The sequence below is a fragment of the Pseudomonas sp. MG-9 genome, assembly GCF_018729515.1.
GTDB classification, from domain to species: Bacteria; Pseudomonadota; Gammaproteobacteria; order Pseudomonadales; family Pseudomonadaceae; genus Aquipseudomonas; species Aquipseudomonas serboccidentalis.
Genome location: NZ_JAHHZH010000007.1, coordinates 312,621 through 327,772 on the forward strand (window position 1 = coordinate 312,621; position 15,152 = coordinate 327,772).

Annotated in this window: 12 protein-coding genes and 1 pseudogene; 5 read left to right on the plus strand and 8 right to left on the minus strand. The window is 60.7% G+C overall.

The annotated features are described in order from the left end of the window. The 5 genes from KKQ10_RS20085 to KKQ10_RS20105 all read left to right on the plus strand — a co-directional run bounded on the left by KKQ10_RS20085 (position 1) and on the right by KKQ10_RS20105 (position 5,394). The gene (locus KKQ10_RS20085) at positions 1-933 is read left to right on the plus strand and encodes an ABC transporter substrate-binding protein (protein WP_127652300.1); all 933 of its coding nucleotides are present in this window, start codon (positions 1-3) and stop codon (positions 931-933) included. Further along, positions 930-2,834 (plus strand): response regulator, encoded by a 1,905-nt coding sequence (locus tag KKQ10_RS20090; protein ID WP_215502090.1) that lies wholly within the window; start codon positions 930-932, stop codon positions 2,832-2,834. Before KKQ10_RS20085 ends, KKQ10_RS20090 begins: the two co-directional genes overlap by 4 nt. 247 nt (positions 2,835-3,081) lie before the next feature. Further along, positions 3,082-3,597 (plus strand): 3-hydroxyacyl-[acyl-carrier-protein] dehydratase FabA, encoded by a 516-nt coding sequence (gene fabA, locus KKQ10_RS20095; protein ID WP_003227150.1) that lies wholly within the window; start codon positions 3,082-3,084, stop codon positions 3,595-3,597. An 11-nt stretch (positions 3,598-3,608) separates the two neighbouring features. After that, positions 3,609-4,829 carry a beta-ketoacyl-ACP synthase I gene (gene fabB / locus KKQ10_RS20100; protein WP_003227152.1) on the plus strand — a complete coding sequence of 407 codons (1,221 nt, stop codon included), beginning with the start codon at positions 3,609-3,611 and terminating at the stop codon, positions 4,827-4,829. A 376-nt stretch (positions 4,830-5,205) separates the two neighbouring features. Continuing rightward, positions 5,206-5,394 (plus strand): hypothetical protein, encoded by a 189-nt coding sequence (locus KKQ10_RS20105; RefSeq protein ID WP_007957795.1) that lies wholly within the window; start codon positions 5,206-5,208, stop codon positions 5,392-5,394. Between the two features lie 80 nt (positions 5,395-5,474). On the opposite strand, the gene KKQ10_RS20110 is transcribed toward KKQ10_RS20105, so the two are convergent. The 8 genes and pseudogenes from KKQ10_RS20110 to KKQ10_RS20145 form a co-directional block, all read right to left on the minus strand. After that, on the minus strand, positions 5,475-6,017 hold the full coding sequence (locus KKQ10_RS20110; RefSeq protein WP_007968960.1) for a DUF2058 domain-containing protein: 543 nt from the start codon (positions 6,015-6,017) through the stop codon (positions 5,475-5,477). 26 nt (positions 6,018-6,043) lie between these two features. After that, positions 6,044-6,877 carry a nucleoside triphosphate pyrophosphohydrolase gene (mazG, locus tag KKQ10_RS20115; protein WP_127652302.1) on the minus strand — a complete coding sequence of 278 codons (834 nt, stop codon included), beginning with the start codon at positions 6,875-6,877 and terminating at the stop codon, positions 6,044-6,046. 108 nt (positions 6,878-6,985) lie between these two features. Next, a complete protein-coding gene (relA, locus tag KKQ10_RS20120; protein ID WP_127652303.1) occupies positions 6,986-9,229 on the minus strand; it encodes a GTP diphosphokinase in 2,244 nt (747 codons plus the stop codon). 88 nt (positions 9,230-9,317) lie between these two features. After that, entirely contained in the window at positions 9,318-10,706 is a 1,389-nt protein-coding gene (gene rlmD, locus KKQ10_RS20125) for a 23S rRNA (uracil(1939)-C(5))-methyltransferase RlmD (protein ID WP_215502091.1), read from the minus strand. After that, positions 10,706-11,608 (minus strand): cysteine synthase CysM, encoded by a 903-nt coding sequence (cysM, locus tag KKQ10_RS20130; protein ID WP_215502117.1) that lies wholly within the window; start codon positions 11,606-11,608, stop codon positions 10,706-10,708. The genes rlmD and cysM overlap by 1 nt, the downstream gene beginning before the upstream one ends. 107 nt (positions 11,609-11,715) lie before the next feature. Next, positions 11,716-12,741, minus strand: a pseudogene (locus tag KKQ10_RS20135) (PDDEXK nuclease domain-containing protein). Positions 12,742-12,926: 185 nt separating this feature from the next. Beyond that, the gene (locus KKQ10_RS20140; RefSeq protein WP_215502092.1) at positions 12,927-14,351 is read right to left on the minus strand and encodes a sensor histidine kinase; all 1,425 of its coding nucleotides are present in this window, start codon (positions 14,349-14,351) and stop codon (positions 12,927-12,929) included. After that, entirely contained in the window at positions 14,338-15,060 is a 723-nt protein-coding gene (locus KKQ10_RS20145) for a response regulator transcription factor (RefSeq protein ID WP_215502093.1), read from the minus strand. Before KKQ10_RS20145 ends, KKQ10_RS20140 begins: the two co-directional genes overlap by 14 nt. Positions 15,061-15,152: the final 92 nt, after the last annotated feature.

The following is a 15,152-nucleotide window of genomic DNA, read 5'->3' on the forward strand; positions in this document are numbered from 1 at the left end:
GTGCGCTACGGCACGACAAACAAGACGCCAACCCTTGGCCACTGGCTGGCCGGTGCCTGTCTGTTTTTGACCGCGTGGCTGCACGGCGTGGCGGTGCAGGCCGCCGATATTCTGTTGACCGGCGCCGAAGAAAGTCCCGGGGTGCAGGCATTCGTCCAGGCCCTGAGCGAACTGCGCCCCACCGACAATGTGCGCTTCCAGCCTCTGGCCAGCCTGCCGGCACCGGGCAAGTTACCGAGCAATCTGCGGATGATTCTGCTCGACCTGCCCAGTCTCGACTGGCGTCTTAAGGAACCTCAGGGGCCGGCAACGCTGGTGCTGCGCATCAGCCGCCTGCAAGCCCGGCAGCGCTTGGGCGCCGCGCAACCGGCGCACCTGAGTCTGCTGTGGAGCGATCCACCGCTGGGGCGGCAGCTGAAATTGATTCAGCGGATTCTGCCGCAGGCGCGGCGAGTCGGCGTGCTGTTCGATCAACACAGCGAGTTCCTGCTCAAGGAGCTGCAACTGGCCGCCGCGCCGTTGCACCTGCAAATCGTCAGCCAGCGCTGGGACAACACCCAGGACAGCCGCCCGTTGCAGGCAGTGCTGAAAAACAGTGACGTGCTGCTGGGCCTCGACGACCCCGACCTGTACAACCCGAAAACCGCGAAGAACCTGCTGCTCAGCAGCTACTCCCGGCAGATCGCACTGGTCGGGCCGAACGCGGCGTTTGTCCGTGCCGGTAGCCTGGCCAGCACGTACAGCGATCAGCCCGATTGGCTGGCCATCCTCGACGAATTGCTCGACCGCCAGCCAGCCACTTGGCCGCGAACGCTCTATCCCGAACGTTTTAAAGTTTCAAGTAATGCGCAGGTCGCTCGTTCCCTGGGTATCGAGCCAATCGATGAAACGTCTGTTGCCCGCCAGTTGGCTGAAGGAGAAAGCCATCCATGAATCTGCGTCGTCGCTGGGACATCAATACCCGCACGCAATTGATCAGCCTGGGCCCTGCACTGCTGCTCACGCTGTTGCTGATCAGTTTCTTTACCTTCGTGCGGATCCAGGATTTGCGCCAGGAGCTCAATCACACCGGGCAACTGATCGCCAATCAACTGGCCCCGGCCACCGAGTACGGGGTGATTTCCGGCAACAACGACGTGCTGGAAAGCCTGCTCAAAGCCACCCTGGCTACACCGAACGTGCGCTTTATCGAGGTACAGGACAGCGCCAACCGGATCCTGGCCTACGTTGAACAGGCTGCCGACGCGCACAACCGACCGCATCAGGTCGAGGTGTTCCAGGCCCCGGTGCGCCTGCAGCGGATCGCCCTCAACAGCGATTTTTTCCACGACGCCAAAGCCAGCAACAACGTGACCAGCGAGGATTATCTGGGCCGGGTGATCGTCGGTCTGTCCAACGATGCCTTCAGTCAGCGCCAGCAGGAAATTCTGTTCAAGGCCGGGATTCTGGCGTTGTTCGCCCTGCTCTTCACTTTTGTTCTGGCGCGGCGCCTGGCCGGCAGTCTGTCGGCGCCGATCCGCGATATCGGCAACGCGGTCAAAGCGATTCAGCAAGGCGACTACAAGACTCCGCTGCCGATCGTCGATGACACGGAATTGGGCGCTCTGTCGCAACACATCAACAACCTCGCCCAGGCCCTGGAGCAAGCCAGCCGCGAACAGCATCAGGCGATGGCGCAACTGATCCAGACCCGCGAGGAAGCAGAGAAGGCCAACAACGCCAAATCCGATTTCCTCGCGATGATGAGCCACGAACTGCGCACGCCCATGAACGGCGTGCTGGGCATGTTGCAGTTGCTGGAAACCACGGACATGACCGAGGAGCAGATCGAGTACGCAGCGCTCGCCTCGGAGTCCACCGAGCATCTGCTGAAAGTCATCAACGATATTCTCGACTTCTCGCGGATCGAGCGCTCGGAGCTGGAACTGGAGCACATCCCGTTCAACCTCGCCGACCTGATCGGCGCTTGCGCCCAGTCGTTCCAGCACAGTGCGGTGCAGCGTGGACTGGCCCTGAACCTGCGGATTCCCGAGGACATGCGCGGCTTGCAGGTGCAAGGCGACCCGACGCGGATCCGGCAGATTCTGGTCAACCTGGTGGGCAACGCCTTGAAGTTCACCGAGCGCGGCCGGGTCAGCATCGAGGCGCAATGGCAGTCGCTGGATCACGAACTGCTGTGGTTCACCTGTTCGGTGCGCGACAGCGGCATCGGGATTTCGTCGGAAAGTCTGGAGTTGATGTTCAACGCTTTCCAGCAAGCTGACAGTTCGATTTCCCGGCGCTATGGCGGCACCGGCCTCGGCTTGCCGATCGCCCGCACCCTGGCCGAACGCATGGGCGGGACGTTGCGTGCGCAAAGTGAAGAAGGTCTGGGATCGGTGTTCACCCTGGAAATCCCGCTGGCTTTATATAAGCAGACGTTGCCGCAACTGGCAGCACCGCGCGCAGCCAGCGGCAACGGGCATGGCGAGGGGCGCAAGGTGCTGCTGGTGGAGGACAACCCGGTCAACCAGACCGTCATCGAAGCGATGTTGCGCAGCCTGGGCTTTACGGTCAGCGTCGCCACCGATGGCGCGCAGGCCATACGCAGCGCCGAAGGCAATGATTTCGAAGTGATTCTGATGGACTGCCGTCTGCCGATCATTGACGGTTACGAGGCGACCCGGCAGATCCGGCTGCTGCCCGGACGCGCTGATGTGCCGATCATCGCGCTGACCGCCAACGCGCTACAGGGCGACCGCGAAACTTGCCTGTCGGCAGGCATGAACGATTATCTGGCGAAGCCGTTCAAACGCAATGACCTACAACAGATTCTGCAGCGCTGGGTGCAGTAGTGACGGTTTTTCGACCATCTGCGACTGGCGTGAAAAGCGAAAGTGCGGCAGTCTTAGGCACCCGAACAAGCCTCAAAAGAGGCTTGAATAAAAATTTCAGTGCACAAGTGTACATTCATGTCCTTGGTGCTGTGACTTTCACCACAACGCAATAGTCTATGAGTAGGCTGCCGGTACGAGGCATGAACGCGTCGATCGGCCGGGAAGATTTGCCCCACCTGCCGCATGGGATTATTGAGGAGCTCGCATGACCAAACAAAACGCCTTTACTCGGGAAGACCTGCTGCGCTGCAGTCGCGGTGAGCTGTTCGGCCCAGGTAACGCGCAACTGCCCGCCCCGAACATGCTGATGGTGGATCGCATCACCCTGATCAGCGAAGAAGGCGGCAAGTACGGCAAAGGTGAATTGGTCGCCGAGCTGGATATCAACCCTGACCTGTGGTTCTTCGCGTGCCACTTCGAAGGCGATCCGGTGATGCCGGGCTGCCTGGGTCTGGACGCCATGTGGCAACTGGTCGGCTTCTTCCTGGGCTGGCAAGGCTTGCCGGGCCGCGGCCGTGCGCTGGGTTCGGGCGAAGTGAAATTCTTCGGCCAGGTCCTGCCGACCGCCAAGAAAGTCACCTACAACATTCATATCAAACGCGTCCTCAAGGGCAAGCTGAACCTGGCCATTGCCGATGGTTCGGTGACTGTCGACGGTCGCGAAATCTACACCGCCGAAGGCCTTCGCGTCGGCGTGTTCACCTCCACTGACAACTTCTAAGGGTTATTCGCATGCGCCGCGTCGTTATCACTGGTCTGGGCATTGTTTCGTGCCTGGGCAATGACAAAGAGACCGTCTCCGCTAACCTGCGTGCAAGCCGCCCTGGCATCCGGTTCAACCCGGAATATGCTGAAATGGGTCTGCGTAGCCAGGTTTCCGGCTCCATCGACCTCAACCTTGAAGAACTGATCGATCGCAAGATCTATCGTTTCGTCGGCCACGCAGCGGCTTACGCCTACCTGGCCATGAAAGACGCCATCGCTGACTCCGGCCTGACCGAAGAGCAAGTGTCCAACCCGCGTACCGGCCTGATCGCCGGCTCGGGCGGCGCGTCGACCCTGAATCAGATGGAAGCGCTGGACATCCTGCGCGAGAAAGGCGTGAAGCGCGTTGGCCCATACCGCGTCACGCGGACCATGAGCAGCACCGTTTCCGCGTGCCTGGCCACTCCGTTCAAGATCAAGGGCCTGAACTACTCCATCGCTTCTGCCTGCGCCACCAGTGCTCACTGCATCGGTACCGCCATGGAACAGATCCAGATGGGCAAGCAGGACATCGTCTTCGCCGGTGGCGGTGAAGAAGAGCACTGGAGCCAGTCGTTCCTGTTCGACGCCATGGGCGCCCTGTCCAGCAAGCGCAACGACACCCCGGAACAAGCCTCCCGCGCCTACGACGCCGACCGTGACGGTTTCGTCATCGCTGGCGGTGGCGGCATGGTCGTGGTTGAAGAGCTGGAACACGCTCTGGCCCGTGGCGCCAAGATCTACGCCGAAATCGTTGGCTACGGCGCAACGTCCGACGGCTACGACATGGTTGCCCCGAGTGGCGAAGGCGCGATCCGCTGCATGCAGATGGCAATGTCCACCGTCGACACCCCGATCGACTACCTGAACACCCACGGCACCTCGACTCCGGTCGGCGACGTCGCGGAAATGAAAGGTGTGCGTGAAGTGTTCGGTGACAAGGCGCCAGCGATCAGCTCGACCAAGAGCCTGTCCGGTCACTCCCTGGGCGCCGCCGGCGTTCACGAAGCGATCTACTGCATGCTGATGATGGAAGGCAACTTCATTGCCGGTTCCGCCAACATCGACGAGCTGGACCCTGAAGTGGCCGATCTGCCGGTGCTGACCAAGACCCGCGAGAACGCCACCATCAACACCGTGATGAGCAACAGCTTCGGCTTCGGCGGCACCAACGCCACGCTGGTACTGAAGCGCTGGGAAGGCAAGTAATTCTCCCCGCTTGAGCCGCACATGAAAACGCCCCGACTGGTTCGGGGCGTTTTTTTTGGCCTGCAGAAAGCACAAATCCCTGTAGGAGCTGCCGAAGGCTGCGATCTTTTGACCTTGATCTTGAACAACAGGGTCAAAAGATCGCAGCCTTCGGCAGCTCCTACACAGGATATCCGAGGCGTTCGAAAATGAAACTTCTGTCATGAAACTTTGCCCCCTGCGACCGAATGTCGCGGATTTAGCGGGCTGCAGCACTGTTGCAAAATACGCAACAACACCTTGCACAAATAATCCGTTTACTTAGCAAGCTAACAAATCATATAAAAGAGTCCTGCACACGCCTTGCTGCAGATAACTTGAGATTTGGAGCTAGCAGATGACTGTAAAAGTAACTGAACGCGACGATTCACACATGTCCCATGAAGGCGTAGCCGCCGGTGTACGGATCTGGGATGTGCATCAACAAGACTTGCTGGTCGGCATGTTCCACAACGAGATCGACGCCCACAACTACAAGGCCGAACTGGAGCTGCAAGAGCGACAGCGGGATCTGAAATCCGCCTGATCACCAGCACGCGAACATTCATATGTGGCGAGGGAGCTTGCTCCCTCGCCACAGTTTGTCGTTGTTACCGCTTTATCGATTTACCACATCAGGTCGTCAGGGATCTGATAGGCCGCATACGGATCGTCCTCGGCATTGACCTCTTCGGTCTGCACGTTGAGCTGGACGATACGCTGTGGGTCGCGCTCCTGGATCTTCAGGGCCGCTTCACGGGGGATCACTTCGTAGCCGCCGGCATGGTGCACGATGGCCAGCGAGCCGCTGCTGAGCTTGTTGCGCATCAGCGTGTTGACCGAGATGCGCTTGACCTTCTTGTCGTCGACGAAGTTGTAGTAGTCCTCGGTGGTCAGCTTCGGCAGACGCGAGACTTCGATCAACTGCTTGACCTGCGCGGCACGGGCCTTGGCCTCGGCTTTCTCTTGCTGCTGACGGTTCAGCTCCTGGTCGCGCTTGACCTTCTCGGCCATGGCTTCCTGGGCGGCGCGCTGCTGCGAATCATCCAGCTCGGCCTGCCCCTTGTGGGCCAGACGCTGTTGCTTCTGCTTGTCTTTGCTGACCTGCTTGGCCTGCTTTTGGTTGACCAGGCCTGCTTTGAGCAACTGGTCGCGAAGGGAAAGGCTCATTAATGCTTACTCACTTGGGCAACGGCTCAGCCGCAGCTGGGCACATTCTTTTCCTGGCGTTTGGCTTCACCCCACAGGGCGTCCAACTCTTCGAGGGTGCAATCTTCCATGGGACGACGGGTGTCGCGCAATGCCTGTTCGATAAATCGGAAACGTCTTTCGAACTTGGCGTTGGCGCCCCGTAGCGTGGTTTCCGGATCGACCTTCAGGTGCCGGGCCAGGTTGACCACGGAAAACAGCAGATCGCCGATCTCGTCGGCCACCGCTTGCGGATCGTTTTCGGACATGGCTTCGAGCACTTCATCGAGCTCTTCACGCACCTTGTCCAGCACCGGCAGCGCATCCGGCCAGTCGAAACCGACCTGCGCTGCGCGCTTCTGCAACTTGGCCGAACGCGACAGCGCCGGCAACGCGGCAGGCACATCATCGAGCAGTGACAGTTGCTGCGGCGCGGCGGATTTCTCGGCGCGTTCCTCGGCCTTGATCTCCTCCCAGCGCTGCTTGACCTGTTCTTCATTCAGGCGCGGCACATCCAGCGGCGCATACAGATCACCGGTAGGGAATACGTGCGGATGGCGGCGGATCAGCTTGCGGGTGATGCTGTCGATCACCCCGGCAAATTCGAAGCGCCCTTCTTCCCGGGCCAGTTGACTGTAATAGACGACCTGAAACAACAGATCGCCCAACTCGCCCTGCAAGTGATCGAAGTCGCCGCGCTCGATGGCATCGGCCACTTCGTAGGCTTCTTCGAGGGTGTGCGGGACGATGGTCGCGTAAGTTTGCTTGATGTCCCACGGGCAACCGTACTGCGGGTCGCGCAGGCGGTTCATCAGGTGGAGCAGGTCTTCAAGGCTGTACATACAAAATCTCACTCAACCGTGTAGGAGCTGCCGCAGGCTGCGATCTTTTGATCTTAAAAACTAAAGTCAAAAGATCGCAGCCTGCGGCAGCTCCTACAGGGGACCGCGTTATGGGGTACGGTTACGCCGCGTCTCGATGATGTTCGGCAACTGCGAAATCCGCCCCAGCAAGCGCCCCAGCGCATCCAGTCCCGGGATCTCGATGGTCAGGGACATCAGCGCGGTGTTGTCCTCTTTGTTCGAGCGGGTGTTGACCGCCAGCACGTTGATGCGCTCGTTGAGCAGCACCTGCGAGACGTCGCGCAGCAGACCGGAACGGTCGTAGGCGCGGATGACGATGTCCACCGGATAGGTGAGCACCGGCACCGGGCCCCAGCTGACCTGGATGATCCGCTCCGGCTCGCGCCCGGCCAGTTGCAGCACCGAGGCGCAGTCCTGACGGTGGATGCTCACGCCGCGGCCCTGGGTGATGTAACCGACAATCGCGTCGCCCGGCAGCGGCTGGCAGCAGCCAGCCATCTGCGTCATCAGGTTGCCGACGCCCTGGATCTGGATATCGCCGCGCTTGCCCGGCTTGTAGCCGGTGGCCTTGCGCGGGATCAACTCCAGCTGTTCGTTGCCGCGTTCCGGTTCGACCAGTTGCTGCGCCAGGTTGACCAGTTGCGCCAGACGCAAATCGCCGGCACCGAGGGCGGCGAACATGTCTTCGGCGGTTTTCATGTTGGCCTTATCGGCCAGCTTTTCGAAATCCACCGCCGGCAGACCGAGGCGATTGAGTTCGCGTTCGATCAGGGTTTTACCGGCCGCCACGTTCTGGTCACGGGCCTGCAGCTTGAACCAGTGAACGATCTTCGCCCGCGCCCGCGACGTCGTGACATAACCCAGGTTCGGGTTCAGCCAGTCGCGGCTCGGCGTACCGTGCTTGCTGGTGATGATCTCGACCTGTTCACCCGTCTGCAGGCTGTAGTTGAGCGGCACGATCCGGCCGTTGATCTTCGCGCCACGGCAGTTGTGACCGATTTCGGTGTGCACGCGGTAGGCGAAGTCCAGCGGCGTTGCGCCTTTGGGCAAGTCGATGGCGTGGCCGTCGGGGGTGAAGATGTAGACCCGGTCCGGTTCGATATCGACCCGCAGCTGTTCGGCCAGGCCGCCGATATCGCCCAGCTCTTCGTGCCACTCGAGCACCTGCCGCAGCCAGGAGATTTTCTCTTCGTAGTGGTTGGAGCCGGACTTGACGTCGGTGCCCTTGTAGCGCCAGTGCGCGCACACGCCGAGCTCGGCTTCCTCGTGCATGGCGTGGGTGCGGATCTGCACCTCCAGCACCTTGCCCTCCGGACCGATCACGGCGGTGTGCAGCGAGCGGTAGCCGTTCTCTTTCGGGTTGGCAATGTAGTCGTCGAATTCTTTCGGAATGTGCCGCCACAGGGTGTGGACGATGCCGAGCGCGGTGTAGCAATCGCGCATTTCCGGCACCAGCACGCGCACGGCGCGCACGTCGTAGATCTGACTGAATTCCAGACCCTTGCGCTGCATTTTGCGCCAGATCGAATAGATGTGTTTGGCCCGGCCGCTGATGTCGGCGTCGACGCCGGTGGCCTGCAATTCGTCCTTGAGCTGGGTCATCACGTCGCTGATGAATCGCTCACGGTCCAGCCGCCGCTCGTGGAGCAGTTTGGCGATCTGTTTGTATTGATCCGGTTCCAGGTAACGGAAGGACAAATCCTCCAGTTCCCACTTGATATGACCGATGCCGAGGCGGTGCGCGAGCGGCGCATAGATGTCGAAGACTTCCCGGGCGACGCGGTTGCGCTTCTCGTCGTCGGCGGTTTTCACCGCGCGGATCGCACAGGTGCGCTCGGCAAGCTTGATCAGTGCGACGCGTACGTCATCGACCATCGCCACCAGCATCTTGCGCAGGTTTTCCACCTGGCCCTGCGTCCCCATCACCATCGACTGACGCGGGCTGAGACTGGCACTGATCGCCGCCATGCGCTGCACGCCGTCGATCAGCTTGGCCACCACCGGGCCGAAACGCTGACTGACCGCCGCGAGCTCGATCTGGCCTTCGCGGACGCCACGGTACAACACCGCAGCGACCAGTGAGTCCTGATCGAGCTTGAGGTCGGCGAGGATCTCGGCGATCTCAAGACCGGTACTGAAACTGCCGCTGCCCTCGGCCCACAGATTCTTCGCGGCGTTGGACTGCTGTTCGGCCTCGCGAGCGAACTCGCAGGCTTCTTTCAAGGCTTCGCGATCCAGTGCCATGTCGACACTGACCGCATGATCGAGCCAAGCCTCGAGATTGATACTGCCGTCAGTGTTGATCGGCTGGTGTGCTCTCACCTGTACCATCTTGCTTTACCTTCCCTACGACGCAGATTCAATGCGTCAAATCGCTGGCCTTCATTGCCCGTTTGCACTCGCGGGGCTAAAGCGAGCGCTATGCGGACAGACCAGACGGATCAGACGAGCCATCCTGGCTCGCTTCAAATAACGCCATGGCTTCGACATGCGCCGTCTGAGGAAACATATCGAGAATCCCGGCACGTTTTAACCGGTAGCCCTGCTTGATCAATTCGACCGTATCGCGCGCCAGAGTTGCAGGGTTGCACGACACATAAACCAACCGCTCGGCACCCAGGGTCGCGAGCTTGCGCACCACCTCGAAAGCACCGTCACGCGGTGGGTCCAAGAGTACCGCAGAAAAGCCGTTTCCGATCCACTGAGCATCGGTCAAAGGCTGGGATAAATCGGCTTGAAAAAACTTTGTGTTATGCAAATTGTTGCTAGCGGCGTTCGCGGCGGCGCGGTCGACCATGGTCTGCACGCCCTCCACCGCCACCACTTCGCGCACGCTTTTGGCCAGCGGCAAGGCGAAGTTACCCAGGCCGCAGAACAGATCCAGCACGCGCTCGTCGGCGCGCGGTTTCAGCCAGTCCAGCGCCTGCGCCACCATCGCCTCGTTGACCCCGGCGTTGACCTGAATGAAATCCCCCGGCCGCCAGGCCAGGTCCAGATCCCACTGTTCCAGGCGATAGCCCAGCGACTGCGTGGCATCGACCGGTTGCGGTTCGCCTTCGCCATGCAGCCACAACTGCGCTTCATGGAACTGGCAGAACTCCTTGAGAATCGTCAGATCCGCTTCAGACAACGGCGCCATGTGCCGCAACAGCACGGCCAGCGATGAACCGCTGAACAACTCGACATGGCCCAGCGCCTGCGGCTTGCTCAAACGGCGGAGCATCTCCGGCAAACGGGTCATGATCGGTTGCAAAGGCTGTACCAGCACCGGGCATTCGCTGATCGCGACGATGTCCTGGCTGCCGGCAGCACGGAACCCGACTTCGAGTTTTTTCGCCTTCATGTCCCAGCGCACGGCGATCCGCGCGCGACGGCGATAGCCGAACTCCGGACCGCTCAATGGCGCGGCCCATTCGTCTGGCGCGACGCCTGCGACCTTCAATAACTGCTCGGCGAGCATGCGCTGTTTCAGGGCAAGCTGTTCGTTGTGGGGCAAGTGTTGCACGCTGCAACCGCCGCAGCGGCCGGCGTGCTGACAGGCTGCCGGACGGCGCAGTTCGCTGGCCTTAAACACGCGCTCGGTGCGCGCCTCGACCACTTTGCCGTGGGTGCCGAGCACCCGCGCCTCGACCTCTTCACCCGCCAGGGCGCCGAGGACGAACCAGGTACGGCCTTCGAAAAACGCGATGCCACGACCGTCATTGGCCAGACGCTCGATGTTCAAGCGCTGCTTTTTGCCGGTCGGGATTTGCGCGGCCTTGCTGCCGCCGGTGGGCTGGAAGCGCAGGCCTCTCTCGTGCTTGGCCATCAGTTGGGCGCGTCGAAAATGCCGGTCGACAGGTAACGGTCGCCACGGTCACAGATGATCGCAACGATCACCGCGTTTTCAACTTCGTTGGACAGGCGCAGCATCGCTGCCACCGCACCGCCCGAGGACACGCCACAGAAGATGCCTTCTTCGCGAGCCAGACGCCGGGTGACGTCCTCGGCTTCGCTTTGCGCCATGTCGACGATGCGGTCGACGCGGTCGGCCTGATAGATCTTCGGCAGGTATTCCTGCGGCCAGCGACGGATGCCGGGAATGGCCGAGCCTTCCATCGGTTGCAGGCCGACGATCTGCACGCTGTCGCTCTGCTCTTTCAAGTAGCGCGACACGCCCATGATGGTGCCGGTGGTGCCCATCGAACTGACGAAATGGGTGATGGTGCCCTGGGTCTGACGCCAGATTTCCGGGCCGGTGGTGGTGTAGTGCGCTTCAGGATTGTCGCCGTTGGCGAACTGATCGAGCACCTTGCCACGGCCTTCGGCTTCCATCCGCTGAGCGAGATCGCGAGCGCCTTCCATGCCCTCTTCCTGGCTGACCAGAATCAGCTCGGCACCATAGGCGGTCATCGCCGCCTTGCGTTCGGCGCTGGAGTTGTCCGGCATGATCAGGATCATCTTGTAACCCTTGATCGCGGCGGCCATGGCCAGCGCAATGCCGGTGTTGCCCGAGGTCGCTTCGATCAGCGTATCGCCGGCGTGGATCTGCCCACGCAGTTCGGCACGGGTGATCATCGACAGCGCCGGACGGTCCTTGACCGAACCCGCCGGGTTGTTCCCTTCGAGCTTGAGCAATAGGGTGTTGCTGGTGGCACCGGGCAGGCGCTGCAAACGCACCAGCGGAGTGTTGCCGACGCAATCGGCGATGGTTGGGTACTGCAGGGTCATGGCGTATTCGCAATCCAGACGTGCGGGGGCGCCTATCATACCGGCAAACCTGCGCAGGCCATATCACGCAAAGTGCGGTGCTTATGGTTTCTGGGAATAAGCAGCCATTAGTCGCTATTTTCTGTGTGTGCCGTATCCAGTGCATAAAACTCATGCAACTTGGCCTGCAGCAATTGCTTATCCGGCAGACAGGTTTGATATTCCGCTATCAATGCGGGCGAAAGACTGCGATTGAGTGCGTACTCGACGACCTCATCTTCCTTGCTTGCACACAGCAGGACACCGATGGCCGGGCTTTCGTGAGGCTTGCGGACATTGCGATCCAGCGCCTCCAAATAGAAATCCAGCTTGCCTAGGTATTCCGGCTCAAAACGGCCGACCTTGAGTTCAATGGCTACCAGGCAGTTAAGCCCTCGGTGGAAAAACAGAAGATCAAGAGAGAAATCCCGACCGCCGACCTGCAATGGATATTCGGAACCGACAAAGCAGAAGTCGCGACCAAGTTCGATCAGGAATTCCTTGAGGCGAGATAGCAGACCTTGGTGCAGATCGGTTTCAGAATGAGCGCCGGGCAGATCGAGAAATTCGACCATGTAGGAATCACGGAATATCTCGAGAGCTTCGGGGTGTGTTTGCTGCAATGCCGCGGAGGCTCTTGCCGGGTCGGTGACGCTTCGCTCAAACAAAGCTGCTTTGAGCTGCCGCTCCAGCTCACGTCTCGACCATTGCTCTCGAACGGCCATTCGTACGTAGAACTCGCGCTCCTCTGGTCGTTTGCATTGGCTGAAAATGGTCAAATTGTGCGACTAGGACAATTGTCGCACCAGTGGTGCGACTTTTTCTTCGGCGTGATAAAGCTCATAAAACTGGCGCATACGAAACAAGTTCGAACGAGTAAAACCTCGCAATCCCGGTTGTGTCAGAGCCAAATGTTCGGCCAATTGGCCCACCACGGAATCCCCCCACTCCGCCTGCTCAATCTTTCGACTGATGTGCGCCCCCACCTGCCAATAAAGCTCAATCAGTTGAGTATTGACCGCCTGCATGGCCTGATGTCTGGAACGGTGAATCAGCGCGAGCACTTCGTTGAAGCGTTCGCCATCGGGGCTGCTGATAAGGCTGGATACAGTCATGCACAATTCCTTGAAGATCAGGGGGAAGCACGAGCCTAACCCCTTCAGGAAGCTTGAAATGACCGCCGATGCAGCTTGGGAAATGTCGTACAAAAAAAGGCGAGTGCTCCGGCAAGCCATCAGGATTGGCCACCCGAATGGACTACATCGCGAGCAGGCTCACTCCTACAGGAGATCTGTGTTGTTCACACAATCTGCGGCGAACACGATTCCAATGCAGGAGTGAGCCTGCTCGCGATGGCGTCAGCCGGAGCGACACCGTCATCGGCAATCAGTCGCAAATTCAAGCGCAACCCCGCCCCGCCATTCTCCGCCCACAACATCCCGCCCTGACGCTGCACCGCATTGCGCGCAATGCTTAAACCCAGGCCAAACCCGCCATCGCCCGGGCGCGAGCCGTCGAGTCGGGTGAATGGCGAGAAGATCCGTTGCAGATCACCCTCGGCCACGCCGCCGCCCTGATCTTCCAGCCACAAATGCCAGTCATCGCCATCACGTCGTCCATCGAGGCGAACAATGCCGCCCTCGGGCGAATGACGAATGGCATTGCGCAAAATGTTTTCCAGCGCCTGCGCCAAGGTGTTGAGGTTGCCGCGCACCCAGCACGACGACGGCACGGCGCACTGCAATTGCAGGCTCGGCCAGCCGCTTTCATAGCAGGCATTGTCGGTGAGCATTTCCCACAGCGCCTGAATCTGGATCGCTTCGTCCGCCAGGGGCGCGCGCTCGGTGTCGAGCCAGGCCAGTTGCAGAGTGTCTTCGACCAGCCGTTGCATGCCGTCGACTTCACGGCCGATGCGCTCGCGCAGTTGCACCAGATCCTGTTCACTTTCACTGGCCACCCGCAGCCGGCTCAGCGGCGTGCGCAGTTCATGGGACAGGTCGCGCAGCAACTGCTGTTGCAGGGCGACGGTGGATTGCAGGCGCTCGGACATCGAGTCGAAGGCCCGCGCCAGCTCACCGAGTTCATCCGGGCGCTGGGTGATGCCACTCGACAGGCGCACATTCAATTGATCGGCGCGCCAGGCGTTGGCCTGCTCACGCAAGTTGTTCAGCGGCACCACCAGCAAGCGATACAGGCCGACGCACAGCAACAAGGTGAACAGCCCCGGAATCACGCCGTTGGTGATCACCCGCCAGAACACCCGGTATTTCCCCGGCAGGAAGCGCTCCGGCAGCTCGATCACCAGACTGCCGGAGGACGGGTCATTGGGAAACGGCACGCGCAGCCACGGTCGGCTTTTCTTGTGAATCGGCCAGTCGAGGCCGCGCAGAAAGGTCAGGTGCTGAATTTCCTGTTCATTCAGCGGATCACTGCTCAACGACTGCAAATTGCGGTCGATCACCCCGACCCACCCTGCCTCGCGCAGCTCCATGCTCTGTAGCCAGTGATCGACCCCGTCGCGTGCGCTGCGCTGCCACGCTCGCTCGGCTTCGGCGGCATAACGGCTCAGGGTGCCGCGCGCCTCATCGGAGAGGAACTGATTGCGCTCCTCCATGTAGCGCCCCCACGACCAGCTCAGCCAGATCATCAGCAGACAGAACGCCACCAGCAGGCACGCCAGCTTCCAGAACAGCGAATGCCGCCCCGGCAGATCAGAGACTTTCATCGGCCGCACTCAGCACATAGCCCTTGCCCCACACTGTGCGCACTTCCCGCTCGGTGTAACCGATGGCCTTGAGTTTGCGGCGGATCTGGCTGATGTGCATGTCGAGGCTGCGGTCGTGGGCCGCGTAGCCCCGTTGCAGCACGTGCTGATAAAGGAAGGCCTTGCTCAGCACTTCCTCGTCATTGCGATTGAGGGTTTCCAGCAAGCGGTATTCGCTGCGGGTCAGGCCGGCAGCCTGCTGGTTATAGAAGACGTCGCACTGTTCATCGTCGAAACGCAGCGCGCCGCTGATCGCGGGCGGCGCAATCGCTGCCGGGCTCCGATCCAGTGCCACCCGCCGCAGGATCGCCTCGATCCGCACATGCAGTTCGGCCATGCTGAACGGCTTGGGCAGGTAATCGTCGGCCCCCAGGCGGAAGCCGCTGATGCGGTCCGCCTCGGCGCCCAGGGCCGACATCAGCAGCACCGGCGTCGAATGGCTCTGGCGTAATTGGGTCAGCACCTTCAGGCCATCGAGCCCCGGCAACAGAATGTCCATCAGCACCACGTCGAACGGCTGGTGGCGGGCGATGTTCAGACCGTCCTGCCCGTTCTGGCACCAGGTCACCGCAAAGCCGCTGCGGCCCAGATGCTCGTGAACGTAGGCGCCCAGGACCGGGTCGTCCTCGATGGCAAGAATGCGTGGCGGGTCGGCGGAGACAAGCGTCATGAGTATCTGCAAATAATTCTCAGTTGAGCGATTATTCAAGATTGCCCGCCATCGGGCAACCCAAGGTTGACCCGCCGGACAAACGCGCCCGC

Coding starts and splice junctions, on each gene's coding strand:
- KKQ10_RS20090 (WP_215502090.1), top strand. CDS start 930: ATGAATCTGCGTCGTCGCTGGGACATCAATACCCGCACGCAATTGATC.
- fabA (WP_003227150.1), top strand. CDS start 3,082: ATGACCAAACAAAACGCCTTTACTCGGGAAGACCTGCTGCGCTGCAGT.
- fabB (WP_003227152.1), top strand. CDS start 3,609: ATGCGCCGCGTCGTTATCACTGGTCTGGGCATTGTTTCGTGCCTGGGC.
- KKQ10_RS20105 (WP_007957795.1), top strand. CDS start 5,206: ATGACTGTAAAAGTAACTGAACGCGACGATTCACACATGTCCCATGAA.
- KKQ10_RS20110 (WP_007968960.1), bottom strand. CDS start 6,017: ATGAGCCTTTCCCTTCGCGACCAGTTGCTCAAAGCAGGCCTGGTCAAC.
- mazG (WP_127652302.1), bottom strand. CDS start 6,877: ATGTACAGCCTTGAAGACCTGCTCCACCTGATGAACCGCCTGCGCGAC.
- relA (WP_127652303.1), bottom strand. CDS start 9,229: ATGGTACAGGTGAGAGCACACCAGCCGATCAACACTGACGGCAGTATC.
- rlmD (WP_215502091.1), bottom strand. CDS start 10,706: ATGGCCAAGCACGAGAGAGGCCTGCGCTTCCAGCCCACCGGCGGCAGC.
- cysM (WP_215502117.1), bottom strand. CDS start 11,608: ATGACCCTGCAGTACCCAACCATCGCCGATTGCGTCGGCAACACTCCG.
- KKQ10_RS20140 (WP_215502092.1), bottom strand. CDS start 14,351: ATGAAAGTCTCTGATCTGCCGGGGCGGCATTCGCTGTTCTGGAAGCTG.
- KKQ10_RS20145 (WP_215502093.1), bottom strand. CDS start 15,060: ATGACGCTTGTCTCCGCCGACCCGCCACGCATTCTTGCCATCGAGGAC.